This is a genomic window from Neorhizobium lilium (genome assembly GCF_004053875.1).
Classification (GTDB): domain Bacteria; phylum Pseudomonadota; class Alphaproteobacteria; order Rhizobiales; family Rhizobiaceae; genus Neorhizobium; species Neorhizobium lilii.
In genome coordinates this window covers 1,153,670-1,178,332 of sequence record NZ_SBIP01000001.1, presented here as the reverse complement: position 1 = coordinate 1,178,332, position 24,663 = coordinate 1,153,670, and the positions used below count along the sequence as shown (strand labels likewise).

Here is a 24,663-nt window from a genome sequence, read left to right as displayed (position 1 = left end):
TCGGTGGTAGAAGGCTCATGTTGTTGACAGCTGTCAACGGAGCGGGAAGGGCTGTTGACAGCTGTCAACCGACTCAACTCCAAAATCTCGCGGCTGTGAATGTTTGGCTTTAGAGCTTCCTTGATGACGACAAATCCGCTAGAATCATGTCTGTAAAGCCTGATCTGCGCGACTTTGGCAGCGCCAATATTGTGAAGCTGCTTTTGAATCTACGCGCAACGGATAAGCGCCTGTTTCTCCCCTTATGGTTAATGCCCGGTAACGAAACAGAACTCGCTGCTGGCTTTCAATTGGCCCCCGAGCTATAATCGCTTCAATGGCTTACGATCTGGCTCGACTTTCACTGCAGACCTTGATTTCTCCGATCGCGGATGCGACTGCGGCCGTGGTTCGCCTCGATGAACGTCTAAGCCGATCTTCTCTCCGCGAAGGCTATTCCAGTCGTTCAGCTTTTGTCGATGCCTGCGCTTCGCTTTGGCTCGATGGTGAGCTTGTGCATCTCGAAGATCTGGTTTTTCACGATGCGGGCATGGGTGTCCGCACCCCGACACATGAGCTGAACATCGCACTGGATGTGCTTCGGACGCGACGGAAAATTCTTGTTCATCCCCCGGCTTGGGCGCTGAGCATTGACGGCTTGCGCAGCCTGCGGGGGAGGGAAGGTGGTGTGCAATCGACCGGCGCGCTCTCCGGGCTCGAAACCAAGTCAGTTCCGAAGCTTCAGCCGGGGGACGAGGAGGATGCGCTGACGGAGCATCTGTCCGCGATCGATGCCGTGCTGGCCCGCAGCGAAGCATTGCTTGACCAGGCGGCGAAATCCTCGCCCATACCGTCTTCGCGGTGGGAGCGGCACGCTTTCCTCTATGAACCGGACTGGGACGAAGACGAAAGGCTGGAAGAATGGCAGGCCATGCTGCGAGACACGGAAGGCTTGCCGCCCGTCCTGCGCGCAGCACTGCTGCTGGATGCCTGGAATACTCTGCAGGTGCTCCAGCACGCGCCTTGGCTAGGTCGTCTTCTCGTCGGCGCATTGCTGCGCCAATCAGGCCTGACGCAGGCGCATCTTCCAGAGATCAGTGTCGGGCTGAAGCTCGTGCCGCGCGAGGACCGCACCAGCCGCTCCCGAACGCAGCGGCTTACGGCCTATCTCGCCGCCATGCGGGCCGGTGCCGAGGCCGGGCTGAAGGAGCATGACCGGCTCCTTCTCGCCCAGCAACAGATGCAGCGGCGGCTTGTCGGCCGACGCCAGACGTCCCGGCTCCCGCAGCTCATTGATCTCGTTCTGTCGCGGCCCATGGTCTCGGCAGGCATGATTGCCGAGGCCTTGTCGATCACGCCGCAGGGGGCGCTGAAGATCGCTGCCGAATTGAACTTGCGCGAGCTGACCGGCCGGGGACGGTTCAGGGCCTGGGGAATTCTGTAGCCTCTTGTGCTAAAGTCTGTCCCAAGCCCGAAACCTCCCCGTCATCTCCCTTAAAAGTCTGTTTGATAACTTCAATGCGTTATTCGCCTGATGATTAAACTGCTCATTGCGGCGTAGATCATAGCTCGGAGACATCGATATGGGCTTCATAGTCTCGCACAAGGCGTCGATATCGGTCATCCATCGGAAGGGTCCGCCCCACGACCCATTGGCTTGGCAGGATGTCGAACCCCCTGTCACGCGCTGGCCATCAGTGTCGCCCGATTGCTGAACGATCCACAGGATATGATCGCCCGCATCGAAAAGGCCGCCGCCGACTATTGCCGAAAGAAGATAAAGCGGAACTGCACGACTGTGGGCCTCCTCCCCATCGGCCTACGGAAGAAACAGCCTGACCACTCAAAAAACTAGGAAGGCGAATTTTCGACCCTCACAGTTGGCCGTACAGCGGCTTTCAAGGGTGCGGATGATCGTAGTAGATGGAAAATACCGAAACGCGTCCTGAGTCCTCTATGGCTGAAAGCGGGCTGGCTCGCATTTTCCATTGTCGAGGCATAGGGGAAGGACGCTAAAAGGAAGTGGGCCGCTCGATTTAGCTCCCTTTCGTCTGCCCCGGCACGGAATTGTTGAGACTAGCCGCACCCGAGACGGAAATCGTGAGACTAAGTGACCAAACGCTTGTCGGCGCCATTGCATCGAAGAAGGGACCTTTCCTTCGTGGGCCGGATGGTTTTTTCGGCACTTGTAGATGCGGATTTCAAGGATACTGAAGTGTTCTATGCGTCTCTGGGCAAGCGGGCGGCAGATCCGCAATGGCCGGAGCTGACCGGTCTGCTGGATGAGTTTCGCGACAACTTCGACGCCCACATGGCCCGGTTCGGGAGGAGGCCCGCTGCCTCGGAAAAATCGCGGGCGCTGAATACCTTGCGCGCTGAAATCCTGGCCCATACGCGGGCTAGCGCGGCGAAAAAGCCGGGGTTCTTCACACTCACCGTGCCGACCGGCGGCGGCAAGACGCTGGCCTCGCTGGGTTTTGCGCTCGATCACGCCAACCACCACGGCCATAACCGGATCATCTTTGCCATTCCTTTCGCGGAGGCGTGGATCGAAACAGTCGGATCAACTCATTACTGAAACCAAGCGCATGTCGCCTCCCTCGCGGAGGTCCTCTTAGCAGCGCTTAAAAAATGCTATCATTTCGACTATGTTGATATCACGGCAAAGGAAGATAGGATTGTTTAAATGGCGGCGGTTACCATTCGCAACATCTCTGATGAAACGCATCGGGCGTTACGCGCAAGAGCAGCATACCACGGCCGTAGTACCGAAGCGGAAATTCGTGACATTCTTGAAGCCGCTGTCCGTCCACCCGAACGCGTTAAACTCGGGACATTGCTCGCAGCTATCGGCCGTGAAGCCGAATTATCAAACAGTGACGTTGAAACGCTGCAGCAACAGCGTGACATGACACCAGCTGAACCGATGACTTTCGAATGATCTTGCTAGACACCAATGTAATATCTGAGCCGTGGAAACCGGCTCCTGACACTACCGTGCTGACTTGGTTGGATGCACAAGTCATTGAGACGCTATTCATTTCTGCAATTTCAATTGCGGAACTTCGTTTCGCGATTGCCTCCATGCCCTCAGGGAAACGTCAGACCATTCTCCACGATCGCCTTGAAGGTGAAGTTCTTCCACACTTTGATGGGCGCATTCTGCCCTTTAACGTAGGTACCTCGAAATTCTACGCGGAATTGATGGCCGACAGCCGAGTCTCCGGAAAGGCGATCGGTAAGGCTGATGGATACATTGCTGCGACGGCAGCAGAGAACCACCTTGCGGTCGCAACGCGAGATACAAGCCCATTTGAGGCCGCCGGATTGAAAGTGATCAATCCCTGGGTCGACTAGCCTCTAAACCTGCCGGTCGTAGGTTCGAATCTCCTCAAGACCTACGTTAGTGCAAAATCACAAAGCCAGCGGCTCGAACCGTCGGCGCAACGACGTACGTGTCGCCGACGTCACGATACGATATATCGTGGGTCAGCTCGCCGTGTCGGGAGGAAGGTCGCTGGTCAACTGATCAGCATAGGGGTAGAGCGCTGGCGATCCGCCGCAATGAATGAACAGAACGTTGGCGTCCTTTTTGATCGAGCCGTTCTCGACGCAGCCGATAATGCCGGCGAATGCCTTGCCGGTGTAAACCGGATCGAGCAAAACGCCTTCGCTCTTGCCGGCAAGCTTGATCGCCGCATTTCCGGCTTCCGACGGGATGGAATAACCCGGACCGATATAATCGTTCTCGATGCGGATTTCCTCGGCGCTCCAGCGGCGATCGTAGCCCAGAAGTTCGGCTGCGGCATTGGCCATCACGGCGATACGCTCGCTGAACGGCACGGCGCTGCCGGTGACCGCAATACCGACGACTTCCGTGCTCGGCATATACATGGCACAGCCCACATGCAGGCCGGCGAGCGTGCCGCCCGATCCCACGGGTGCCACGATGTGATCCGGCGTGGGAAGGCCGGAGGCGGCATATTGCTCGGCAAGTTCCTTCACGGCGTTGACGTAACCCATTGCGCCGAGCGCGGAGGCGCCGCCGAGCGGGATGATATAGGCCTTCTCGCCACGGGCTTGCGCTGCGTCTGCATGGTGCTGCATGCGCGGGTTGATTTCCGTGAAATAGGCATCGGGATCAAGGAAGTCGATCTCGGCGCCGAAGAGGTGGTCGAGAAGCAGGTTGCCCTGATAGAGTTCCGGGCGGTTGCCGCGCAGAACGAGGATCGGTTTCATGCCGTATTTGCGAGCGGCAGCCGCCGTCATGCGGGCGTGGTTCGACTGGTGCCCACCGGTGGTGATCAGCACCTTGACGCCCTGCGAAACCGCATCGGCCATCAGATATTCGAGCTTGCGCACCTTGTTGCCGCCACCGCCGAAGCCGGTGAAATCGTCGCGCTTGACGGACAGCGAGATGCCCAGTTCACTGCTGAGACGCTCCAGCTTCTCGATTGGAGTTGGCAGAAAGCCCAAGGAAAGGCGCGGAATGTCTTCAAGCTTCATTGCTGATGTCCTTACGTCGATAGCTTCGGAAAATCACCGTTGCTCTAAAAATCCACAGAAGATATATCATATATCCCGTAGACATGATGGCAAGCCGCTTTCATCTGTGGCATCGCTATATCGAGGCGGGCGACGTCTTTCGCCCGCCTGTTGACTTCGAAGGAATTTGGCGTGGCAGAACCTGTAATCAGCGTTTCCAGCCTCAGGACATCGTTTCGCAGAAAGGGCGCTTGGCTGCCGGTGGTGCACGATGTCACTTTCGATGTCGCAGCCGGCGAGACCGTGGCGCTGGTCGGCGAAAGCGGCTCAGGCAAGAGCGTTACGGCAATGTCGATGATGCGGCTTTACGCATCGGATACCTGCCGGATCGAGGGCGAGGTCAAGCTTGAGGGCGAAGATCTCCTGAAGCTTTCCGAGCGCAGGATGCGCGATATTCGCGGCAACCGCATTGCGATGATCTTCCAGGAGCCGATGACCAGCCTCAATCCGTCGCTGACGATCGGCGACCAGATTTCCGAAGTGCTCGTCGCCCATCGCGGCCTGTCCTTTACGGAGGCGGCCCGGGAAACGTTCGGGCTGATGGAAAAGGTTCGCATCCCTTCTTCCGCAAACCGCATGAAGGAATATCCGCACCAGCTTTCCGGTGGCATGCGCCAGCGCATCATGATCGCAATGGCGCTTGCCTGCCGACCGAAACTACTGATCGCCGACGAGCCGACCACGGCGCTCGACGTGACGATCCAGGCGCAGATCCTCGAACTGATCAAGCTGCTTCAGGAAGAGGAGGGGATGGGCGTCCTTTTCATCACCCACGACATGGGCGTGGTCGCGGAAGTCGCGGACAGAACCATCGTCATGTACAAGGGCGACGCGATCGAGCGCGGCCGCACCGAAGAGATTTTCGCCAGTCCGCAGCGCGCCTATACGCGGGCGCTTCTTTCCGCCGTCCCGAAACTCGGCTCGATGAACGGGAAGACCGGCCCGGCCCGTTTCCCGTTGATCGACGTGGTAAGCGGCGAGCCGGTCGAGATGGCGACGGTCGGGGATACGGTCTCTGCAAAGCCGGTGCCGCTTCTTCAGGTGCGCGATCTCGTCACCCGTTTCGATATCGCCGGCGGTTTTCTCGGTTCCACCTCCGGCCGAGTGCATGCGGTGGAAAACGTTTCCCTCGATCTGAGGGCAGGCGAGACGCTGGCACTGGTCGGCGAGAGCGGCTGTGGCAAGTCGACGACCGGCCGCACGATCATGCGCCTGACCGATGCCCATTCCGGTTCGGTACAGCTCGACGGAAAGGACATACTCGGCCTTTCCAGCCAGGGCATGCGCGACATACGCAGGCATATCCAGATGATCTTCCAAGATCCGTTCGCAAGTCTCAATCCGCGCATCCGGGTCGGCGATGCGGTGGCGGAACCGCTGCTGACGCATGGCATCGCCTCCGGCAAGGCAGATGCGAGCGCGCGGGTGGCCGAGTTGATGCTGAAGGTTGGGCTGCAGCCGGAGATGGCGAGCCGTTTTCCGCACGAATTCTCGGGCGGCCAGCGGCAGCGCCTCTGTATCGCCCGTGCGCTTGCAATGGCGCCTCAGGTGATCGTCGCGGACGAGGCGATATCGGCGCTCGACGTGTCGATCAAGGCGCAGGTGATCAACCTGATGCTCGATCTTCAGGAGAGCATGGGGCTGGCCTACCTGTTCATTTCCCACGACATGGCGGTGGTGGAGCGGATGAGCCATCGTGTTGCGGTGATGTATCTCGGCGAGATCGTGGAAATCGGCCCGCGCCGTTCGATCTTCGAAAACCCTCAGCATCCCTATACGAAACGCCTGCTCGCAGCGGTGCCGGTGCCGGATCCCGCCCGCCGCGGCATCCGCCGGGGTTTGAGCAATGACGAGATCAAAAGCCCGGTCCGGCCGCTTTCCTATGTGGCGCCGAAGCGCGAATACCGGGAAGTTTCGCCGGGCCATCTGGTCCAGATCTTCGGCGAGGAATGGGGTCATGCCGCAGCCGCGGCTTGAGACCGAAAGTTTGTAAATGGCAAGATATGCCCCGGTACGGTCGTCGCACCGGGGCATATCTTGTGCGGTCTGTTCTAAACTTCCTCAGCCGGGCCGATTTCGATCGGCAGGGCGGCATTGCCGGCCCATTCGTGCCAGGAGCCGACATAGATCTTCACGCTGTCGAAACCTGCAAGCCGCAGGCCGTAGAGTGCGGTGGCCGCTCGGGCGCCGCGATGGCAATAGGTGATGATGTCGTGCTCAGGCGAAAGCCCGGCCTTTTCGGCGATCGCGCGGATTTCGGATGCCGGGCGATATTTTCCGTCCATCAGAAAGTCTTCGTAGAAGGCGAAATGCGCATGCGGAATACGGCCGGGCCTTGCACAGCACGGATGGGCGAATATGCCTTGAAATTCCGAGGCGCGGCGCACGTCGAAAATTTCCGCTTCGTGCCGCAAAACCTCATCCGTCGAGGCGACAAGCTCGCGGTCGAAGACGACGCCTTTGCTGTCGGATTGCCGGATTGCATCCGCCGTGCCAACCCCCGTCGTGGTCTCTCCGCCGGCATCCTTGAAGGCGCTGATGCCGCCATCCAGGATGAGCCCGCCCTTGAGGCCGACAAGTTCGTAGAACCACAGGCCGCGGGGCGAAATCATCCCTGTCTGCTCTTCGAAGAAGACGGGGATGCGATCCTCGCCGAAGCCCAGCCGTTCGAAGGCCTCGCGCGCACCGGCCGCCATTCCGGTTATCCCTGCCTCGTCGCTTTCGGGAATGAAATAATCATAGACGTTGAGGCTTACCGCGCCGGGAATGGTGGCTTCCCGCCATGCGGATTCCGGGCGGACGTCGACGGGGACGAACCGGCCTTCCGGCAGCCCGTTGATGAGTTCGGCGGCGGTAATGATCATGACCGGTTCCTTGTCTTGCATTGCAGTCAGATGGAGGGCAGCATCGTGCCGATGTCGTGTCTGGCCGCATGGCGCAGGATGCGTGCGGCAAAGGCGATATCGAAGACGTTGAGGCCGAAGCTGGAGAAATACAGCGAGGCATCGGCTGGCGGCGCCCAGCCATCGACGAGCAGCGCCGGCAGGTCGGCGGCAACCGAGGATGGGGAAAACTGCCCGGCACGATACATCTGGAACAGGCTTTTTGCGCTTTTCTCGGCAAATTCGCCCCAGAGATCGACAGTCACCATATCGGTTGCGGCTATCGCCTCGAACGTCACTTCATGAAAGCCGATCTGCATGATCAGCCGTCCTGGCCGAACAGCCGAGACGTCGAGAAAAGGCTGCAGCGCGGAGGTGCAGCATATCACGACACCGGCATCGGCCAGCGCGTCGTCCAGATGGTCGTGGGGCTGCACCTGCGTCGATGTCCCGGCCGGCGTTTGCTCGATCATCCGGTCGAGACGACCACGGGTGCGGTTCCAGAGATGTATGGCTTCGAGATCCGGAAAAAGGTTGAGCAGCATGTCGAGATGGGTCTGCGCATGGGCGCCGGCGCCAAGCAGCGCAGCAGTCTTCACGCCACGCGGCTTTAATGCACGCATTGCTGCGGCGGAAACGGCGGCTGTCCGCATCCGGGTCAGAAGCGCGCTCTCGACACTGCCGACGGGTGCGCCGTCGGAAAGCCGGTTGATGATCGTGGTGCTGCTGATACTGGGGATATCGCCGATCGGCTCGGCCCGGTGCAGCGTCCATTTCAGCCCTGCCGCGTCATAAGCGCCACCGACGAAGGCCGGCAGGCCATAGGCCTTGTTGCGGGGGTGCGTGCCAAGCGGCATGACGCTTTCCGCAACCATGCCGGCCTCGCCGTTGCGCAGAAGCCTGATCGTTGCAAGCACGTCCTCGAGCGCGGCTGTCCAGTCCAGCGCACCGGCTTCGATGACACCGATGCGGGAAAGGTGGCGGATCGTGCTCATGCCGCACCCGTTTCGTCTGCGATGAGATCCAGCCACAGAGCGATCGACTGGATGAAGCGCCGAAAGCCTTCGAGCGTCATGAATTCGTCGATGCCATGGGCGTTGCCGCCACGGCCGGCGCCAGCGAGGAGGAAGGCTTTAGCATGCGGCGCGAAAGCGAAGGCCGGTGCCGCACCGATGGCCCAGGGCCAGATCTGCGGGGCGGCATCGGCCGTTTGCCGGTAGGCCTCAAGCAGCGCTGCAACGCCGGGTGCATCAGCGGGAAAGCGGAAGCCCGGATAGCTGTCCGCGACGGTCAGGACCGCACCGGGGGCCGCCGCGAGCGCAGCGTTATAGGCGGCAAGGAAATCGTCAGGATCGAGCGACGGCGGGGTGCGCAGTTCGAAACCGGCGCGAGCACCATGCGGGATGACGCCATCCGCGCCGAGCGGCAGGCTTTCGAGACTGGAAATATTGAAGGATGCTGTCGAGAGCACGCGCTCGAGCAGGGCCTGCGCATTGCCTTCGAGCGAAAATTTTTCCGTCTTGCGGAAGCGCAGTTCGGCTACGGGATCGAAGACTGCGGCAAGCGTGGCGATGATGGCGGCGGCTTCGTCGTCGATTGCGATTTTTGCCAGTTCCCCGGTCGGCGGCTTGCCGATCCGGGAAAGTGCCTCGATCAGGCGGCTCGCGGGGTTGGCGATCCACGGCGCATTGCTGGAATGAATGGCCGTTTTCGGTCCGCCCCACGCGCCGCCCTCGACCCGGACCTCACCCTTGGCGATGCCGGAAAAGCCGAGATAGAGGCGCGGCGGCCCGCCGCCATATTCGCAGAAGGACGGGAATATCGCCGCAACGCTTGCCCCGACGGGGCAGGCGGCATCGGCGAGATAATCGCGCATCGCGCGGCTGCCGCTTTCCTCTTCGCCTTCGATCAGCAATTCGACGTTGACGCGAAGCGTGCCTGCATCCGCCAGCGCCTTCACCGCCAGAAGCATGCCGGCGAGGGGACCCTTGTTGTTTTCGGCACCGCGTGCAACGAAGCTTTGTCCGACCCCTGGCAGATCGACGATGCCGCCCTCGAACGGATCGACGGACCAGCCTTCCGATGTGGCCGGCATGACGTCATACATGTTGTAGAGAATGACGGTCCTTGGAGCACCCACGTCGATGCGCGCGTGGATGACCGGCGGACGACTTTTGGAAGAGGCGGCGGAAACGATCGTCGCGACGAGTTCGGTCTTCAGCCATTCGGTGACCGCGTCCGCCTGGCGCAGGAGCTGCGGCTCGTCACCCTTAATCGAGGGGATCCCGCACCATTGGCGCGTCAGGTCCAGCGCTGCATCGAAGGTCGCGTCCGAAATCACAGCCTGATCCTCGGATTGAGCCACACATAGGCAATGTCGACAAGGAAGTTGACGATGACAAAGACGGCCGCGGCAAACAGCACCACCGCCTGCACGACGGGGAAGTCACGGTTTTGGATCGCTTCCACAGCGAGCCGGCCGATACCCGGCCATGCAAAGATGATCTCGGTGACCAGCGCCCCGCCGAGCAGCGACGCGAAATACATGCCCTGCACGGTGATGACCGGTATTAACGCGTTGCGCAGCGCATGGTGGACGATGATCCGCCAGGACGAAATGCCCTTGGCACGGGCCGTGCGAATGTAGTTTTCGCCCAGAACCTCAATCAGGCTGGCGCGCACCAGCCGCGTGATGGCGCTGAGGTAATAGGCGCCGAGCGCAATCGACGGCATGATCAGATGCCAGGCGGAACCTATGCCGCTCGACGGTAGCCAGCGCATCTTGAGCGAAAAGAAGATGATCAGCAGCAGCGCCAGCCAGAAGACAGGGATTGCCTGGCCGAGCAGCGAGATGACGCGGATGGCGAAATCGATCGCGCTGTTCTTGCGCACGGCAGCAATCGTGCCGAGCAGGAAGCCGAGTAGCGAACTCCAGACCAGCGCGGTGCTGGCAAGCAGCGCCGTTGCCGGCAAGCGCTCGATCAGGAGATCGAATGCCGGACGCTGGAAGCGCAGCGAGGTTCCGAGTTCCCCGGTTGCGGCGCTTGCCAGAAAGCGGCCGTACTGGACCCAGATCGGATCGTTGAAGCCCATGGCCTGACGAAATGCGTCGATCTCGGCGCGAGACGCATCGGGCGACATCATCAGGGCGGCCGGATCGCCGGTCAAAAACAGGGCGAAGAAGACGATGGCCGAGACGCCGAACATGACGACGATGCCCTGAAGCGCGCGGCCGGAAATGAAGCTGAATGTCTTCATGGCTTAAACATTCCTGCTGTCGGCGCGGCGGACCAGCCAGTCGCCGATCAGATTGCAGCCGATCACCAGCGCGCCGATGACGAGGCCGGGATAGAGAACAAGCCAGTTGGCGAGCAGGATGAAGGAGCGGCCTTCGCCGATGAGGTTGCCGAGCGTCGGGGTCGGCGGCTGCACACCGAGACCGAGAAAGCCGACGGACGCTTCCAGAATGATCAGGCGTGGCAGATCGAGCGTCATCAGAACGGTTATCGGCCCGACGATATTGGGCAGGATATGCCGGAAGATGATGACCATGTCCGACAGACCGATCGAACGCGAGACATCGATATATTCCAGCTCGCGGATCTCGAGCGTCTTGGCGCGCGCCACACGGGCAAAGACCGCCCAGCCGGTGACGCCGAGCACGACGACGAGATTGCCCATGCTCGGGCCGATGACTGCGACGATCAGCAGGATCAGGAGAATGAAGGGGATGGCGAGCTGCACGTCGACGGCGCGCATGATGATGATGTCGAACCAGCCGCGATGATATCCGGCAATCATGCCGAGCGTCGTGCCGAGCAAGACGGAAATGGCCGAGGCGGCGACAACGATCGACAGCGAGATCGCCGTGCCGAGGCCCAGCCGGGCGAGAAGATCTCGCCCGAGCTGGTCTGTGCCCAAGGGGTGGAACTCTCCTGCGATAACGGAGAGCGGCGGTTTGAATGTCGCGGTCAGTGTGCCGCGCAATGGATCGATCGGCCAGAGGAGTGGCACGAGGACGCAAAGCGCCAGAACCGTGATCAGAAGGAACGTTGCGAATATGGCATCCGCATTGTGCCTGACATTCCAGAACCGCATCATGCTGCCTTGTTATCGCTTCCTGATGTCGAAGATCGGGATACGTGCATCCGGGCGACCTTCGAAGGTGACAGTCTTGGCCTTACCGTAGAGCGCATCCTCCTGGTAGAGCGGGATCACTGGAACCTGTTCGGTTGCGAGATCCTGGATCTGGGAAAGGACGGCCGCGCGCTTGGCCGGATCGACGATCGAGCGGCTTTCGTCGAGCAGCTTGTCCATTTCGGGAATGGAGGCCGTCGAATAGGGCTCGCCGGTTTTGAAGATGGCGTAGATGGCCGCATCCGCGTCGAGCGTCTGGGTCGAACCCCAGCCAAGCATGAAGATCGGCCCCCTGCGCGGTACCTGCTGTACGTAGACCGACCAGTCGAGAACTTCCTGGTTGATCTTGACGCCGATATCGCCGAACTGCTGAGCGATCGCCTGGGCGACTTCCCCATCCTTCATGTAGCGATGCGTGGACTGCATCTTGATCGAAAAACCGTCCGGCAGGCCGGCTTCCGCGAGTAGTGCCTTGGCCTTGGCCGGATCGAAGGCCGGCACCGGCAGGTCCTTGTAGCCGAAGTCGGCGGCGCCGACCTGGGTGCCGCGCGGCGATGCCATGCCCTGGAGGATGTTGGTAACGATCGACTGGCGGTCAATGGCGAGGTTGAGGGCCTGGCGGACCTTTACGTTGTCGAGCGGCTTTTCATTCATGACTAGGCCGAGATAGATGGTCAGGCCACCATTCTTGACCTGCACGAGGTCGGCATCCGGGCTGTCCTTGATCATCGGTGCAATGTCGACGGGAACGTTCTCGATCAGATCGACTTCGCCGGTAAGCAGGGCCGTGATACGGGCCGTGCCGTCCGGAATGGCGCGCCAGGTGACCTTGTCGATCGATGGAGCGCCGCGCCAGTAATCCTTGTTGGCATCCAGAATGACATGCTGGTCAGGAATGAATTCAACGAATTTGTAAGGTCCGGTGCCGACCGGCTTGCGTGCGAAGACGTCGTTTCCGACTTCCTTCACATATTTCGGTGGCACGATATAGGCCGGATAGCGGCTCATGCGGGTCGGCAACAGTGGGTCGGCACCCTTGGTCTTGATGCGGACGGTGAGCGGATCGACGACCGAGACGCTGTCGACGGTGCGGATATAGGAGACGGTCGGCGACTTGGCGGCCGGATCGAGCACGCGGTCAAGGGTGAACTTGACGGCTTCGGCGTCCATGGCTTCGCCATTGTGGAACTTGACGCCCTCGCGCAGCTTGAATTCCCAGGTCGTATCGTCGATTGCCGTCCAGGAGGTGGCAAGACCCGGAACCAGCTTCATGTCCTTGTCACGCATCACCAGCGTATCGAAGATGTTGTCGACGATGGTGGCACTTTCCTTGAGGAAGCCGGGGTCCATCGCGGTGGTCGAGGCGCCGCGCCCGACGGTGAGGTCGGTGGCTTGGGCGATCGTCGTGGTTATCGGCATCAGCATGGATGCCGCGAGAGTTAAAGCAGCAAGTCTTTTCATAGGCCTTCACTTCCTCTGAAATTCAGATCTGATACCCTGACGACAAGTTTTCCAGGGCGGTGATTGGCAACGAAAATATATGATATATTCTTGATGGGGAAGTTATAGGCAGTTGCGCATTTTTGTCAAAAGACGGGCATTTTTCCAATTATGAGGATGAGGTGAGTACAAGTTTGTTCAACGCGGCTCCGAGGAAAAGTCTGGTCACTCATGTCGAGGATGAAATCCGTGCCGCCCTGATCGAGGGCAGGCTGGAGCCGGGCACGAGACTGGTCACCAAGGATCTCGCCGGTTCTCTGGGCATGAGCATCACCCCGGTGCGGGAAGCGCTGGTGCGTTTTGCAGCTTCGGGCGTCCTGACTGCGGAGCCTGCACAGTCATTTCGCGTTCCGACGATGAGCGTGGCGCAATATTCCGAGATTGCCGAAATACGCAAGTCGGTCGAGGGCCTTGCCGCATCCAAGGCCGCAAGCCAGATCAGCGCTCAGGAGATCGCGCAGATGCAGGTCGTCCTGAAAAAATATCTGTCGGCGAAGACGGCAAAGGACCAGCATCTTGCCCTGGCTCTGAACAAGGAGTTCCGTTTCGTGCTTTATGCCGCCGCCCGCATGCCGACGCTTCTGGGCGTCATCGAAATGCTGTGGCTGAAGGCAGGCCCCGGCTTCAACTATCTCTATCCCGAGGTCGAGGCTCCGTCGGGCGATCACCAGAATTACGAGGATCTGATGCAGGCCCTGCGCGACAAGCGCACGGATGCGGCCCGTATCGCGATTGAACATGCGATCGACGATGGTTCCCGGATTGTTATCGAAGCGCTGCAACGGCGCGAAGTGCCATTGGCCGCGGTGAAGTGATGGACCACGCAAAAAACTCAAATAGCAAGATCCGTACCGCTGCCCACTGGGGCATTTACGAGATCGAGAACGGCACCGATGGCAGCCTGTCGATCCGCGGTGCGGCCGAGGATGCCGATCCGTCACCGATCGGCCTCCATATGGCTTCCGATGCGCTGAAGCAGGTACGGGTCGCCAAGCCCTCAATCCGCAAGAGCTGGCTGGAACAGGGTCCCGGCGCCAATCCGCACATGCGCGGGCGCGAGCCTTTCGTCGAGGTGGAATGGGATGTGGCGCTCGATCTTCTGGCGGCCGAGTTCCTGCGCATCCGCACGTCCTTCGGCAACGAGGCGATCTTCGGCGGCTCCTACGGTTGGGCAAGTGCCGGACGGTTTCATCATGCACAAAGCCAGGTGCACCGGTTCCTTAACCTGATGGGCGGCTATGTCAGCCATGTCGACAATTACAGTCTAGCCGCCGGCCGGGTGATCCTGCCGCATGCGGTTGCCTCGACCGAGATCCTGCTCGACCAGCACACGTCCTTCGACGTGATGGCTGACAATACGACGCTGTTCGTCACCTTCGGCGGCGTGCCGGTCAAGAATGCGCAGATGTCGCCGGGTGGTGCCGGCCGTCACCGAGTCATTGCCGGCATGAAGGCGATGGAGAAAGCGGGCACGCGATTCATCAATATCAGCCCGGTCTCCGACAACATGCCGGTGGAGAGCGAATGGCTGGCAATCCGTCCCAATACGGACGTGGCGCTGATGCTGGCGCTCGCCCATGTGCTGGAGGCCGAAGGTCTCGCCGACCTCACATTTCTGAACAGCCACTGTGTCGGCTACAACCGGTTCAGACCTTATCTCCTGGGTGAGACGGACGGCATCGCCAAGACGCCGGCCTGGGCCGCTTTGATCTGCGGTATCGATGCCGACCGGATTGCCTCGCTTGCCAGGGAGATGGCCGCAAACCGGACGATGATCAACGTCTCCTGGTCGCTGCAGCGCGCCGTACACGGCGAGCAGCCTTTCTGGATGACCGTGACGCTGGCTGCGATGCTGGGCCAGATCGGCTTGGCCGGCGGCGGGTTCGGTATCGGCTATGGTGCGCTCAATTCCGTTGGCCACGACAATGTCCGCCTCAAGTTCGGCGCCTTTCCGCAAGGCCCAAACCCGGTCACGACCTTCATTCCGGTGGCGCGTATCACCGACATGCTGCTCAATCCAGGCGAAGGTTTTACCTATAACGGCAAAGCCTATTCCTACCCCGATATCCGGCTCGTGTATTGGGCCGGCGGCAATCCGTTTCACCACCATCAGGATCTCAACCGGCTGCTGAAGGCATGGCAGAAGCCGGAGACGATCGTCGTCAACGAGCCCTACTGGACGCCGACGGCAAAACTTGCCGATATCGTGCTGCCGATAACCACGCCGCTGGAGCGCAACGATATCGCATCTGCGGGTGGGGAAGATCTAATCGTTGCAATGAAGAAGGTGGAAGAACCTTTCGGGCAGTCCCGCAATGATTTCGATATTTTCGAGGATCTGGCCGGCCGGTTTAGCATTGATTTTTCCGAAGGTCTCAATGAGGACGGCTGGCTGCGGCGCATCTATGCCGTGAGCCGGGAAAATGCTTCGGCGAAAGGCATCGCCATGCCGGATTTCGATGAATTCTGGGAAACCGGGCTGTTCGATCTTGGTTCCGAGGCAAAGCCGGTCGTCATGCTGGAGGCATTTCGCATGGCACCCGATGCGAACCCTGTCCCGACACCGTCCGGCCGGATCGAGATCTTTTCCGAGACGATCGATGGCTTTTCGCTCGCCGATTGTCTCGGCCATCCGACGTGGTTCGAACCGCCGGAATGGCTGGGCGCCACCGGCCTGACCGGGGAGCAGTTGCACATGATCTCCGATCAGCCGGTGCGTCGCCTGCACAGCCAGCTGGATGCCAGCCCGCACAGCAGGGGCGGCAAGGTGGAAGGTCGCGAGCCGATTCATATCAGCCCCGTGGATGCACAAGCGCGCGGCATCGCCGACGGCGATCTTGTCGAGGTCTTCAACACACGCGGGCGGCTGATTTCTGCAGCCGTCGTGTCGGAGGCAATGATGCCGGGCGTGTTGCGGCTTTCCACGGGCGCATGGTTCGATATGGACCGCGACAGGCAGATCGAACGCCACGGCAATCCGAATGCGCTGACGCTGGACGTTCCAGCCTCATCGCTGTCGCAGGGTTGCAGCGCCCAGACCTGTCTGGTCGAAATCCGCAGGCTTGGGGACGGGCAGGCCGTGCGGGTAGAAGCTTTCGATATTCCGAGCTTCGCGTTTTCCGCACGCAGTGGCGACGGGGAATACTGAATGATACCGGGAGAAGCTTAAGCCGGCTAGCGGTTCAGATCGTATCAACGCCTGCGGTCTTCGCGCGAAGAAGGCTACACCGCCACCCGGCACGATCCCTTCCTCGATCGCCGCGCGCGTTGCATTCAGTGCGTCGTCGACGCGATCCTTCTTCTCCTTGACCTCGATTTCGGTGGAGCCGCCGACGCGGATAACCGCCCGCGTGCTCTTCATCCGACACCGGCTTTACACCAGTGTTGCCAGGCACCTTCTCTTGAGCTCGGCAATGGCTGGATCACTGCGGTCCCGGGGCCGAGGCAGGTCGACCTCAACGACGTCGCGGATTCGACCTGGATTGGGCTCCATGACGAGAACGCGGTCCGCCAGATAGAGAGCTTCTTCGACGTCGTGGGTCACGATGATGATCGACACCTTGTTCTTTTCCCATATCGACAGTAGTTCGTCCTGAAGCCGCATCCGTAAAATGGAATCCAGTGCGCCGAATGGTTCGTCCATGAGTAGCACTTCGGGCTCCTGGGCCAATGCACGGGCTATCGCCGCACGTTGGGCCATTCCACCGGATAGCTGTCGCGGGTATGCCTTGGCGTAATCAGCCAAACCAACGAGCTGAAGATAGTGGCTGGTTCGATCCCGACGCTCCGCCGCCGAAAGGCGGGTATTGTCGAAAGCCAGATCGACGTTCCCTTGGACGGTCAGCCATGGATAGAGACGGTGGTCTTGAAACACCATTCCAACCTTGGATGCAGACGTCCTGTCGTGATTTCCCCAGGATATTGTACCGCGATAGTCAGCATCGAGGCCGACAACCAGCCTGAGGAGCGTGGACTTGCCGCACCCCGACGCCCCAACGATTGCGACGATCTCGTTGTGTCCGACCTGAAGATTGATGTCCTTGAGGACCGGTCGCTCGGCACCTTCCAGGATGTAGCTTTTGCTGACGTGCTCAATTGCGAAGGCGTTCATCGGGCTTCCTGGCTCCATGGTGAAATTTTGGCGGTGATGAACCGGACTGCCGCGGAGAGCGCGACGCCGCCGCCAGCGAGCGCAAAAACACCCACGATCACGATGTCCATCCTGAACTGATCGCGAGCGCTTGCGATGTAGCTACCGAGGCCTCGGCCATTCCCAATGGCATACTCGGCACCGATGGTCCCGATCCATGCCGAGAGGACTGCGATCTGCAGCCCGACATAGATGCTGGGCAATGCGGCGGGCAGGTAGAGCTTGCGAACCCGGGTCCATCGACGAAGGCCGAGTGTGTGTGCCGCTTCGATCAGGGGCGAGGGAGCTTGCTTGACACCTTGTTCCGTGGCCAGAAACAGGGGAAAGAACGTCGACAACGCAGTGAAGACCAGCTTTGTGCTCTCACCATTGCCGAACCAAGCTGTGAGGAGGGGTATCCACGCGAACAGGGCGACCTGTCTAACCGTGTGAACGGTCGGTGCCAACCCAAGGGCCGCGGTCTTGTACATTCCGGCAAGGTAACCCAGAACCAAACCAATAAGGCCACCGAGGATTCCGCCCGAGAGTACGCGGGCGATGCTCGCGAGCAGGGCCATCCAGAGTTCTCGACCGGAGGGATCGACGAAAGGCGTGACGACGACTTCGAGGGGGCTTACCGCCATGGGGCCGGACAGAATTCCCGCGGCTGAAGCGGCAGACCAAATGAGCGCCGCGACCAGAGGCAGAACGGCGCCTCGAGGAAATCTGGCTGCCCGTAGAGTAGGATCAGCCATTGGCGCCACTCCCTCGACGTATGAGGAGTTCAGCGCGCTTCAAGACGAAGTCCAACGCGAAGCCAACAACGCCTACGACGGTCATGCCAACGATGACGATGTCGAGCTGAAAGAGAGTTCTTCCCCAGACCATCATGTAGCCGAGCCCGTCGGTTCCAGCGAGCATCTCCACCACGATCAGTGAGACAAACGCCTGGCTAAGCGAAAGTCGGACACCGCTGGCAATGAACGGCGCCATTGCTGGGATGGTCAGTTTGAAGAACCGGGTGCTTGCACGAAGACGCAGCACATCGGCAACTTCAGTCAGGCCCTTGGGCACGTTTCTTGCGCCCTCGGCAGCGATGATCGCCATTGGTACGAAGCAGGCCTTCGCGAGAATGACGATCTTCAGGCTTTCCTCGATGCCGAGAAGCAGGATCAGTATCGGCAGCCAGCCAAGCGAAGGAACAGCAGCCAATGCCCTGAAGGTTGGCCCGAGATAGGAATCCGCTGTCTTCGACTTCCCAATGAGAAGTCCGAAAAGGAAACCCAGGGAGGCTCCGATCAAAAATCCCTCCGCGATGCGGCGGAAGCTGACTGCTGCCGCGGCAAGGATATCGCCGTTGGCGCAGAGATCGAGGAAGGTCTGAAGGACCCAGTCCGGCTGCGGCAGGACTTGTGCGGACACCCAGCCCTTGGTGGAGGCTGCCCACCAAAATGCGAGCAGCACCGCTGGCATTATGCAAATGAGAACGGCGCTGACGAAGAACGACTTGAGCCTTGCGAGATGCAAATCCGGTGCGCTGCGAACGACGCGGATGTCTTCTTCAGCACCGATCGTTGCCATCAACGTTCCTCTCAGTTCTGAAGCGCGCCAGTGGCGGAACGATCCGGCCACAGGGCCTGGAGGTTCAGCGACTTCACCGCGTTATCGACGTACGAGCGGTCAACCCATGCATCGAGATCGACATCGCGACGGATCAGCTTCTGTTCGCGGTCGAAAGCAATGCCGCTTTGGTACCGTGACGTGAAGAAATCGTCGAGGTGCGGATTGTACTTCTGGCCCAGCAAACTCCCGGCATTCGACTTGCTGATCACTTCGATTGGCGACCCGGCGCGCGACCAGATCTTGAAGGCCTCGTCCCGGTTCTTGTCGTCTGCAAGCCACTGAGCCGCCTTGACGAAGCCCGTCACGACCTTTTGTGTGGCTTCCGGATACGCCTTGCGGAACTTGTCAGTCACGAGGAATGCGCCGAAGCCATCGCCAGAAGCTCCGGCGTCCGATGACTTGTAGAAGATCTTGGCGACACCCTTGTCCTCCAGCGGAAGCAGGAAGTCGGCGCCGAACACCGCGTCGACGCTCTTGGCCGCGATCGCAGCAAGCTGATCGGCATTCTTGAGATCGACGATCGTGATGTCCTTTTCGGACAGCCCGGCGTTTTTTAGCGCCGTGACGAGGCCCCAATGGATGATGGTCGCCTTCTGGATCGCGACCTTCTTACCCTTGAGATCCGCGATAGATTTGATTTCCAGATCCGGTCGCGCAGCTCCGAAGATCGTCGTCCCTCCATAGGAGGCCACGATTACCGTATCCAAGCCGTTCGCCTTGCCGATGATATTTGGGACTGCGCCATAGGATGCAAAGTCGAGCTGGCCGTTCGAGAGTGCCTCATTGATGGCGGGACCGGTTCCAGTAAAGTAAGTGAACTCGACCTTCGTCGGAGTGCCCTTGAACTCGCCAGCGATGAATCCCTTGGCGTCCGCAATGGCCTGAAGTCCAACCCCGAATGGCGTGCCAAAACCGAAGCCGACGTCGCCGAACCGGATGTTCGCGGGTGCGTCTTCCGCCTTGGCGGCCGCCGCGCCCAACGCGACCGTCGCCGCCAGCAGGAGTGTTGAAAGAAGTCGTCTCATTGGTCTCTCCAGTTAAGGTGTAATGGTTCCGGTCTCGAAGATCCGGTAGCTCATGTCGCCAGCGGTCCCCCGCGGCTTTGCGTTCTTCCAACCCATTTCGCGACGGAAGCTTCCCATGACACCCTTTGCGATCAGATCGGTTTCGGTCGAGCCCTCAATCGCTTCTGAAAGCGGTGACACGTACAGGGCGTCGGTTGGACAGAAGAGTTCGCATAGGAAGCACGTTTGACAGTCTGACTGCCGGGCAATGACGGGAGCGCTATCGGGAACGGCATCGAAGACATTGTCGGGGCAAGCGTCCACACAGAGGTCGCACTTGACGCAGCGATCCTCGCTGACGATCTCGATCATGATGCTGCGCTCATTTTCTGTTGAGGTTGGAAGGAAGCCCAGATGTCGTCGGTTCCACCGGAATCGATCGAGCGTGCGAGCAAAGGATTGGGATCGGGAAAATCCGTTCGCCGCTGAAGGCCTCTGCTTTCCTTGCGCAGGAGGGCGCTCTCTGTCGCCCACCGCGACGTCGCGATCAGTGCCTCGGCCTCGCGGACCTTCGCTCGATCTCCGGATCGCCAGGCTTCGTCGTCCCATAGATCAGACAGAATGCTGGACGCTTTTGACAGGCTCTCCTGGTTTCTGAAGTACCCGCCGTCCAGCGGCAAGATCTGCTGTTTGGTTTGGGCGACCACAGAGTTTAGATCATCGCTACTTGGCGGCGATGATGGTGTTTTACGCTGGTTGGTTGTGCGAGCTTCCCTCGCTCTCCAGTTTGCTCCGAGCGAACGCACGTAGCTTGCTGCGTCCTCGCCAGCCCATGACCCGGTTGCCATCGCCCAGCTCGAATTCGGTCCGCCGCCACCCGTCGAAGCACCTGACATGCCCTGCCGGGTGGCAGCGTCGCCGGCCGCAAAAAGTCCGGGCACTGTCGTTGTGGATCGGTGGTCGATCTTGAGGCCACCCGTTCCACGCACAGTGCCCTCATGTCTAAGGGTGATCGGGAATCGCTCCTTGAACGGGTCGATGCCCATGCGGTCGAAGGGAACGAAAATGTTCGGCTGGCCGCGTCGGAAGCCTTCCTGAAGCCGTGGCGACGCCTTGTCGAGAATAGCGTAGACCGGGCCACGGATGAGTTCACTCGCCACGACGCTTTGCCGATCACCGGGCGCGGTCAGGACGTTGCCCTGTTCGTCGCTGAAGGTGCCCCAAAAATAGACGACGCCCTTGGTCACGCTCGAATAGGCCGGCGATATTCCGTATTGCGCCGAGAACTCCATCCCCGAAAGAACGGCGCCTGCCTCGGCCGCCATCAGGTATCCATCGCCAGTCAGGTTGTGGGTTCCAAGTGCTCCGCTAAGGAACGCGCATCCGCCCGTCGCGATGACAACGGCGCCGGATCGGATTTCGAGTGTCTCGCCAGACCGACGGAACCGAGCGACTGCGCCCGCTACGGCACCATCCGACACGAGTAGTTGCTCCACAGGACAGTGATCGATGACCTTAACACGGGCTTTGATGAGCTTCTGGCGCATGAAACGGAGATAGTCGGGCCCGCGAAGCATCCCGCGATAGGGTCGCCCGTCCTCATAACTCGGGAAGTCGTAGCCCCACTTGGCGAGGAGATCGAGGTTCTCAAGCGTTCGATCGAGAACACGCTCCACACGCTCCGCCTCAGTGAAACCGTGCCCCAGACGGACCCGCTGGCCCACCGTGGCGGCGCGTTCGGCTGTGCCGCGCCGTGTGTAGATGGTTGTCGTATTGCCGGCAGCTGTCGCACCGCTTGTGCCGACGTAGCCCTTGTCAATCAGCACGACGCTGGCGCCATTTGCGGCCGCATTCCAAGCTGCCCAGCACCCCGCGGGTCCGCCCCCAATGACCAGGATGTCCGCCTCAATTTTCTCTGCTGTCTCGCCCATGGTCCCTCGCATCTACCAGGAGACTACAAACTCCATAGAGAATATCGAGGAAGCGCTTGCCAGCTTCTGGTCATTTGCAGGAAAACCATTCCGTAGCGTACGCAGCAGCTAGCAGAGGCGATTTAACCTCGTGGCTTCGGCTATTTTGATGTCACTTTCTGCCAGCCTATTGAGTTCCAGGCAGAATTCTCGATGGAATACCGGGTTAGTTTTTTAGTGAATCAACAGTCGTCGGCCTCTTCATGGCGGAAGGTTCGGCCTTCCCGTAACCGCGGTCAATCACATCACTTTCGAGCGAAGAACCTCGCTTCCCTCTCGGGAGCACTTTTCCTCGGTCAGTTCGGGACTTACTTTTTCAATGTGTTTGAGGGCCAGCGGCCATGACATTCGGCTTGCCAGCCCTTCTGGCATTCATCGTCGCGATGTTTTTCGACGGTTCCTGCTGACCCGCCGTCATGCGCAAGTTTGATCACCGCAAATGCAGTGCCAAATAAAAGCAGGCTACCATGTCTATGGGCAATGTGGATGCCTGCCGGTCGCACAGCTTAAGATCCCCTCACCTTGGCAACGAGATCCATGCCAAGATAACAGCCACCGCTATCGCGCCGATGACCGCGCCCAGCCGTCTCATCAAATAACCGCGCTGGGCTTTTCGGTGATCCCATTCGTACGTCATTAGTTTACCTGATTTGGCTTCAGTACAGGTCGAAGAACGCTCGGTGTGCTATCGCATTCCGCAACAGCACACCCATTGTTGCGACGTGCAATTTTGCCGTGCTCTAAGCGGGCTCACATTTAAGGTCGACGCGATTAGCTCATCGGGAGCGAAACGCGCTGCTTATTTTGAAACGAATTTCCCATTGAACGCGACATCGGAAAGAGGTTTTCGCGGACTTGGGGTTTCACGCTCTCGCAAACCTTCTGGCAATTGATTGAGGTCCCCGATCTTTCCTATTGCAACCGCTGCCTCAATCCGGAAATCGTCTTGGGAAACTTGCAAAGCTTGATAGGCTTTATCGAAATGAATGCCAGTCATTCCATGCGCTTGATAACCAAGAATTTGGGCCTGCAGAGCCAGCGACCCCCATGCTGCGCCAGCATCAAAGGAATGGCTGTAGATCGCCTTCTGTTCCGCCGAGCCTATCTCACCCGACTGTGTGCGCGAGACGATGAAAAGGAGAGCACCCGCTGTTTTAACCCAGCTCTGATTGAACTCGATCAACAGGCCAAGAAATTCATCCCAATGCGGCGCTTCACGCAGTGCGTAAACAAATCGCCAGGGCTGATGGTTGAAGGAGGAAGGCGCCCAATGGGCAGCATCGAGAATTGTCAACAGATCGCTTTCGGGCAAAGCCACGTTGTCGAAAGCGCGCGGCGACCATCGATCAAGAAAAAGCTGGTCGACTGGAAATTCAGACTGTCTGAAATTGCTTGATGTCATCTGTCTATCCTAGAGAGGGTTCAAACTAATGCTGAGAAAGGTGCCATCGTCTCACATATCAAACATCTCGGCATCAATCGCAGCTTTCACGAATGCTTCTCGGCAACGATCAGGGTGGGTTTCTGATTCGGAGCAGAGCGCGACAGCACTAGCGTGGGCCTGTCCTTTTGCAGCGGGCCAGCGGTGCAACAAGCTACTCAAAGCGTCAACAGAGCCGCGAATGCGTTCTGGAGACCCACTTCCGATGCGGACGTAAACAGGCGCGATCCATGCAGACGCGGCATTGGGCGTCATGATGCTCATCGGGGTATTCTTTTCTTCATGTCATATCTTTTACGTCTAACTGCTGTTCTCGTGAAACCGGCATATTACATAGACCAAATCCGTTCCACACGGCGCTTGGCTGATGAACGTTTCAACGACGGCAGCAAACGCCGTGCAAAGTATAACACCATACTGATGACCACCGATTTGCACGATCACTCAGTCGTCGACCTTGAATCCCGCTTTCAATTCGACTTGGTAGTGGGCGACAGCGCCGTCTACGATATGCCCTCTAATCTGACCGACTTCAAACCAGTCAAGATTTTTGATGGTGATTGAGGCCTTCGCGATGGCTTTCTCGATTGCATCCGTCACCGACGAAGTTGAAGTGCCCACCAACTCGATTTTCTTGTAAACGTGCTCGCTCAAATCGTTTTTCCTTTCGAAGGCCGTCGTTTCCTAACGCCCATGTGAAGCATTATACGATAGATGGACGATACAGATGCCTGGCGGCACACTCGCCAAACAGGTTCCTAAAAGTTGGTCTTCAGTTAGAAAGTTTGGCTATAAACTGCGTACTACGTCTGCCAATCACGCGCGAAGCTGCGCTTGGATCGGTTCGATTGAGTTTTATGGCCATTCGAAATTTCCGTTGTGGGAACGGCGCGCAATGTTGCGAAACCATCTCTCAGCAAGAGTACAGGATCATTTCGGATGATCAACTAGGCTGGACCCAGATCTGTGACCGACGGCGATGTCTTCGTCGATGGAGGTCTGGCACAAGTCTGATACGCGAGGCGCATTAAGGTGAGGGCTTCGCAGGTTAAAATTGAAGCCCTCAATGCGCCCAAGCGGCATCGGTGGTCTTTCTGCGGCACCGTTACTGTCCCTAAATCGATCTAAAGCAGGCTTACGGGCGTCTGCCCCAGACGTTGACGATGACAACACCCGTCAGCGCCGGCGCGCGCCGCGCCAAAGCTCTTGAGCGCATAAGTCCAGCAGCTCTGGCCTATGATGCCGGGGCCGATCGCCAGAAATCCAACCATTAATACCGTGTCGGCGGACGCCATGGTTATTTGTGAAGTCCCGGCCGGTAACCATGGGAGGAGCGCCACGGCGCTGGCGACGATGACGAACGCCGTCACATCCAGCGGAGCAGTTCGGGTGAAAAGCGGGCGCTGCAGGATTGAGTAATTCGCTGCAGCGGCCGCCGCCAGGCTCGCATCCC

General features: G+C 59.4%; 23 protein-coding genes and 2 pseudogenes. 7 read left to right on the top strand and 18 right to left on the bottom strand.

Annotated elements, in window-relative coordinates; genetic code table 11:
- Positions 1–316: 316 nt before the first annotated feature.
- The 4 genes from EPK99_RS05475 to EPK99_RS05460 all read left to right on the top strand — a co-directional run bounded on the left by EPK99_RS05475 (position 317) and on the right by EPK99_RS05460 (position 3,336).
- On the top strand, positions 317–1,423 hold the full coding sequence (locus EPK99_RS05475; RefSeq protein ID WP_128441820.1) for an RHE_PE00001 family protein: 1,107 nt from the start codon (positions 317–319) through the stop codon (positions 1,421–1,423).
- A 771-nt stretch (positions 1,424–2,194) separates the two neighbouring features.
- Positions 2,195–2,557, top strand: coding sequence for a hypothetical protein (locus tag EPK99_RS05470; protein ID WP_128441818.1), 363 nt, complete (start codon positions 2,195–2,197; stop codon positions 2,555–2,557).
- Between the two features lie 108 nt (positions 2,558–2,665).
- Entirely contained in the window at positions 2,666–2,920 is a 255-nt protein-coding gene (locus tag EPK99_RS05465) for a FitA-like ribbon-helix-helix domain-containing protein (protein ID WP_128441816.1), read from the top strand.
- Positions 2,917–3,336, top strand: a complete 420-nt coding sequence (locus tag EPK99_RS05460; protein ID WP_128441814.1) for a type II toxin-antitoxin system VapC family toxin — start codon at positions 2,917–2,919, stop codon at positions 3,334–3,336. Before EPK99_RS05465 ends, EPK99_RS05460 begins: the two co-directional genes overlap by 4 nt.
- Before the next feature lie 132 nt (positions 3,337–3,468).
- On the opposite strand, the gene EPK99_RS05455 is transcribed toward EPK99_RS05460, so the two are convergent.
- Positions 3,469–4,485, bottom strand: coding sequence for a 1-aminocyclopropane-1-carboxylate deaminase/D-cysteine desulfhydrase (locus EPK99_RS05455; RefSeq protein WP_128441812.1), 1,017 nt, complete (start codon positions 4,483–4,485; stop codon positions 3,469–3,471).
- A gap of 171 nt (positions 4,486–4,656) precedes the next feature.
- Between EPK99_RS05455 and EPK99_RS05450 the strand changes: the two genes are divergently transcribed.
- Positions 4,657–6,501 (top strand): ABC transporter ATP-binding protein, encoded by a 1,845-nt coding sequence (locus EPK99_RS05450; protein ID WP_128441809.1) that lies wholly within the window; start codon positions 4,657–4,659, stop codon positions 6,499–6,501.
- A 74-nt stretch (positions 6,502–6,575) separates the two neighbouring features.
- Here the strand turns inward: EPK99_RS05450 and EPK99_RS05445 are convergent, their stop codons facing one another.
- The 6 genes from EPK99_RS05445 to EPK99_RS05420 are packed head-to-tail and all read right to left on the bottom strand — an operon-like array spanning position 6,576 to position 13,004.
- Entirely contained in the window at positions 6,576–7,388 is an 813-nt protein-coding gene (locus tag EPK99_RS05445; RefSeq protein WP_205909055.1) for a sulfurtransferase, read from the bottom strand.
- Between the two features lie 26 nt (positions 7,389–7,414).
- Entirely contained in the window at positions 7,415–8,401 is a 987-nt protein-coding gene (locus tag EPK99_RS05440; RefSeq protein ID WP_128441805.1) for an ornithine cyclodeaminase, read from the bottom strand.
- Positions 8,398–9,747, bottom strand: a complete 1,350-nt coding sequence (locus tag EPK99_RS05435) for a M20 family metallopeptidase (protein WP_128441803.1) — start codon at positions 9,745–9,747, stop codon at positions 8,398–8,400. The genes EPK99_RS05440 and EPK99_RS05435 overlap by 4 nt, the downstream gene beginning before the upstream one ends.
- Positions 9,744–10,664 carry an ABC transporter permease gene (locus EPK99_RS05430; protein ID WP_128441801.1) on the bottom strand — a complete coding sequence of 307 codons (921 nt, stop codon included), beginning with the start codon at positions 10,662–10,664 and terminating at the stop codon, positions 9,744–9,746. Before EPK99_RS05430 ends, EPK99_RS05435 begins: the two co-directional genes overlap by 4 nt.
- 3 nt (positions 10,665–10,667) lie before the next feature.
- Positions 10,668–11,504, bottom strand: coding sequence for an ABC transporter permease (locus EPK99_RS05425; RefSeq protein WP_245455693.1), 837 nt, complete (start codon positions 11,502–11,504; stop codon positions 10,668–10,670).
- A 12-nt stretch (positions 11,505–11,516) separates the two neighbouring features.
- Positions 11,517–13,004, bottom strand: a complete 1,488-nt coding sequence (locus tag EPK99_RS05420) for an ABC transporter substrate-binding protein (protein ID WP_128441797.1) — start codon at positions 13,002–13,004, stop codon at positions 11,517–11,519.
- Between the two features lie 161 nt (positions 13,005–13,165).
- Here EPK99_RS05420 and EPK99_RS05415 point away from each other — a divergent pair, with 161 nt between their 5' ends.
- Both EPK99_RS05415 and EPK99_RS05410 read left to right on the top strand, forming a co-directional pair.
- Positions 13,166–13,858, top strand: coding sequence for an FCD domain-containing protein (locus tag EPK99_RS05415; protein WP_205909054.1), 693 nt, complete (start codon positions 13,166–13,168; stop codon positions 13,856–13,858).
- A complete protein-coding gene (locus tag EPK99_RS05410; RefSeq protein ID WP_128441796.1) occupies positions 13,858–16,191 on the top strand; it encodes a molybdopterin guanine dinucleotide-containing S/N-oxide reductase in 2,334 nt (777 codons plus the stop codon). Before EPK99_RS05415 ends, EPK99_RS05410 begins: the two co-directional genes overlap by 1 nt.
- A 33-nt stretch (positions 16,192–16,224) precedes the next feature.
- Here the strand turns inward: EPK99_RS05410 and EPK99_RS05405 are convergent.
- The 11 genes and pseudogenes from EPK99_RS05405 to EPK99_RS05355 form a co-directional block, all read right to left on the bottom strand.
- Positions 16,225–16,389: pseudogene (locus EPK99_RS05405) on the bottom strand (TCP-1/cpn60 chaperonin family protein); the annotation flags it as partial.
- Positions 16,390–16,416: 27 nt separating this feature from the next.
- Positions 16,417–17,154: an ABC transporter ATP-binding protein gene (locus tag EPK99_RS05400; protein WP_128441794.1), complete on the bottom strand. Its 738-nt coding sequence runs from the start codon at positions 17,152–17,154 to the stop codon at positions 16,417–16,419.
- A complete protein-coding gene (locus EPK99_RS05395) occupies positions 17,151–17,927 on the bottom strand; it encodes an ABC transporter permease (RefSeq protein ID WP_128441791.1) in 777 nt (258 codons plus the stop codon). The genes EPK99_RS05400 and EPK99_RS05395 overlap by 4 nt, the downstream gene beginning before the upstream one ends.
- Complete coding sequence (locus EPK99_RS05390) at positions 17,920–18,753, bottom strand: ABC transporter permease (RefSeq protein WP_128441789.1); 834 nt, start codon at positions 18,751–18,753, stop codon at positions 17,920–17,922. The genes EPK99_RS05395 and EPK99_RS05390 overlap by 8 nt, the downstream gene beginning before the upstream one ends.
- An 11-nt stretch (positions 18,754–18,764) precedes the next feature.
- Positions 18,765–19,820, bottom strand: a complete 1,056-nt coding sequence (locus EPK99_RS05385; RefSeq protein ID WP_128441787.1) for an ABC transporter substrate-binding protein — start codon at positions 19,818–19,820, stop codon at positions 18,765–18,767.
- A 12-nt stretch (positions 19,821–19,832) separates the two neighbouring features.
- Positions 19,833–20,171, bottom strand: a complete 339-nt coding sequence (locus EPK99_RS05380; RefSeq protein WP_128441785.1) for a 4Fe-4S dicluster domain-containing protein — start codon at positions 20,169–20,171, stop codon at positions 19,833–19,835.
- Positions 20,168–21,730 (bottom strand): FAD-dependent oxidoreductase, encoded by a 1,563-nt coding sequence (locus tag EPK99_RS05375; RefSeq protein WP_128441783.1) that lies wholly within the window; start codon positions 21,728–21,730, stop codon positions 20,168–20,170. Before EPK99_RS05375 ends, EPK99_RS05380 begins: the two co-directional genes overlap by 4 nt.
- Positions 21,731–22,568: 838 nt before the next feature.
- A complete protein-coding gene (locus EPK99_RS05370; protein ID WP_128441781.1) occupies positions 22,569–23,171 on the bottom strand; it encodes a nitroreductase family protein in 603 nt (200 codons plus the stop codon).
- A 51-nt stretch (positions 23,172–23,222) separates the two neighbouring features.
- Positions 23,223–23,474: a DUF982 domain-containing protein gene (locus EPK99_RS05365; protein WP_128441779.1), complete on the bottom strand. Its 252-nt coding sequence runs from the start codon at positions 23,472–23,474 to the stop codon at positions 23,223–23,225.
- A gap of 180 nt (positions 23,475–23,654) precedes the next feature.
- Positions 23,655–23,864 carry a dodecin gene (locus EPK99_RS05360; RefSeq protein ID WP_128441777.1) on the bottom strand — a complete coding sequence of 70 codons (210 nt, stop codon included), beginning with the start codon at positions 23,862–23,864 and terminating at the stop codon, positions 23,655–23,657.
- A 527-nt stretch (positions 23,865–24,391) separates the two neighbouring features.
- Positions 24,392–24,652 (bottom strand): annotated as a pseudogene (locus tag EPK99_RS05355) (EamA family transporter); the annotation flags it as partial.
- Positions 24,653–24,663 lie beyond the last annotated feature (11 nt).

Bases quoted from the DNA above. Each gene is read 5' to 3' on its own strand.
- EPK99_RS05475 (WP_128441820.1), top strand. From the start codon at position 317: ATGGCTTACGATCTGGCTCGACTTTCACTGCAGACCTTGATTTCTCCG.
- EPK99_RS05465 (WP_128441816.1), top strand. From the start codon at position 2,666: ATGGCGGCGGTTACCATTCGCAACATCTCTGATGAAACGCATCGGGCG.
- EPK99_RS05460 (WP_128441814.1), top strand. From the start codon at position 2,917: ATGATCTTGCTAGACACCAATGTAATATCTGAGCCGTGGAAACCGGCT.
- EPK99_RS05455 (WP_128441812.1), bottom strand. From the start codon at position 4,485: ATGAAGCTTGAAGACATTCCGCGCCTTTCCTTGGGCTTTCTGCCAACT.
- EPK99_RS05445 (WP_205909055.1), bottom strand. From the start codon at position 7,388: ATGATCATTACCGCCGCCGAACTCATCAACGGGCTGCCGGAAGGCCGG.
- EPK99_RS05440 (WP_128441805.1), bottom strand. From the start codon at position 8,401: ATGAGCACGATCCGCCACCTTTCCCGCATCGGTGTCATCGAAGCCGGT.
- EPK99_RS05430 (WP_128441801.1), bottom strand. From the start codon at position 10,664: ATGAAGACATTCAGCTTCATTTCCGGCCGCGCGCTTCAGGGCATCGTC.
- EPK99_RS05425 (WP_245455693.1), bottom strand. From the start codon at position 11,504: ATGCGGTTCTGGAATGTCAGGCACAATGCGGATGCCATATTCGCAACG.
- EPK99_RS05420 (WP_128441797.1), bottom strand. From the start codon at position 13,004: ATGAAAAGACTTGCTGCTTTAACTCTCGCGGCATCCATGCTGATGCCG.
- EPK99_RS05410 (WP_128441796.1), top strand. From the start codon at position 13,858: ATGGACCACGCAAAAAACTCAAATAGCAAGATCCGTACCGCTGCCCAC.
- EPK99_RS05400 (WP_128441794.1), bottom strand. From the start codon at position 17,154: ATGAACGCCTTCGCAATTGAGCACGTCAGCAAAAGCTACATCCTGGAA.
- EPK99_RS05395 (WP_128441791.1), bottom strand. From the start codon at position 17,927: ATGGCTGATCCTACTCTACGGGCAGCCAGATTTCCTCGAGGCGCCGTT.
- EPK99_RS05390 (WP_128441789.1), bottom strand. From the start codon at position 18,753: ATGGCAACGATCGGTGCTGAAGAAGACATCCGCGTCGTTCGCAGCGCA.
- EPK99_RS05385 (WP_128441787.1), bottom strand. From the start codon at position 19,820: ATGAGACGACTTCTTTCAACACTCCTGCTGGCGGCGACGGTCGCGTTG.
- EPK99_RS05380 (WP_128441785.1), bottom strand. From the start codon at position 20,171: ATGATCGAGATCGTCAGCGAGGATCGCTGCGTCAAGTGCGACCTCTGT.
- EPK99_RS05375 (WP_128441783.1), bottom strand. From the start codon at position 21,730: ATGGGCGAGACAGCAGAGAAAATTGAGGCGGACATCCTGGTCATTGGG.
- EPK99_RS05370 (WP_128441781.1), bottom strand. From the start codon at position 23,171: ATGACATCAAGCAATTTCAGACAGTCTGAATTTCCAGTCGACCAGCTT.
- EPK99_RS05365 (WP_128441779.1), bottom strand. From the start codon at position 23,474: ATGAGCATCATGACGCCCAATGCCGCGTCTGCATGGATCGCGCCTGTT.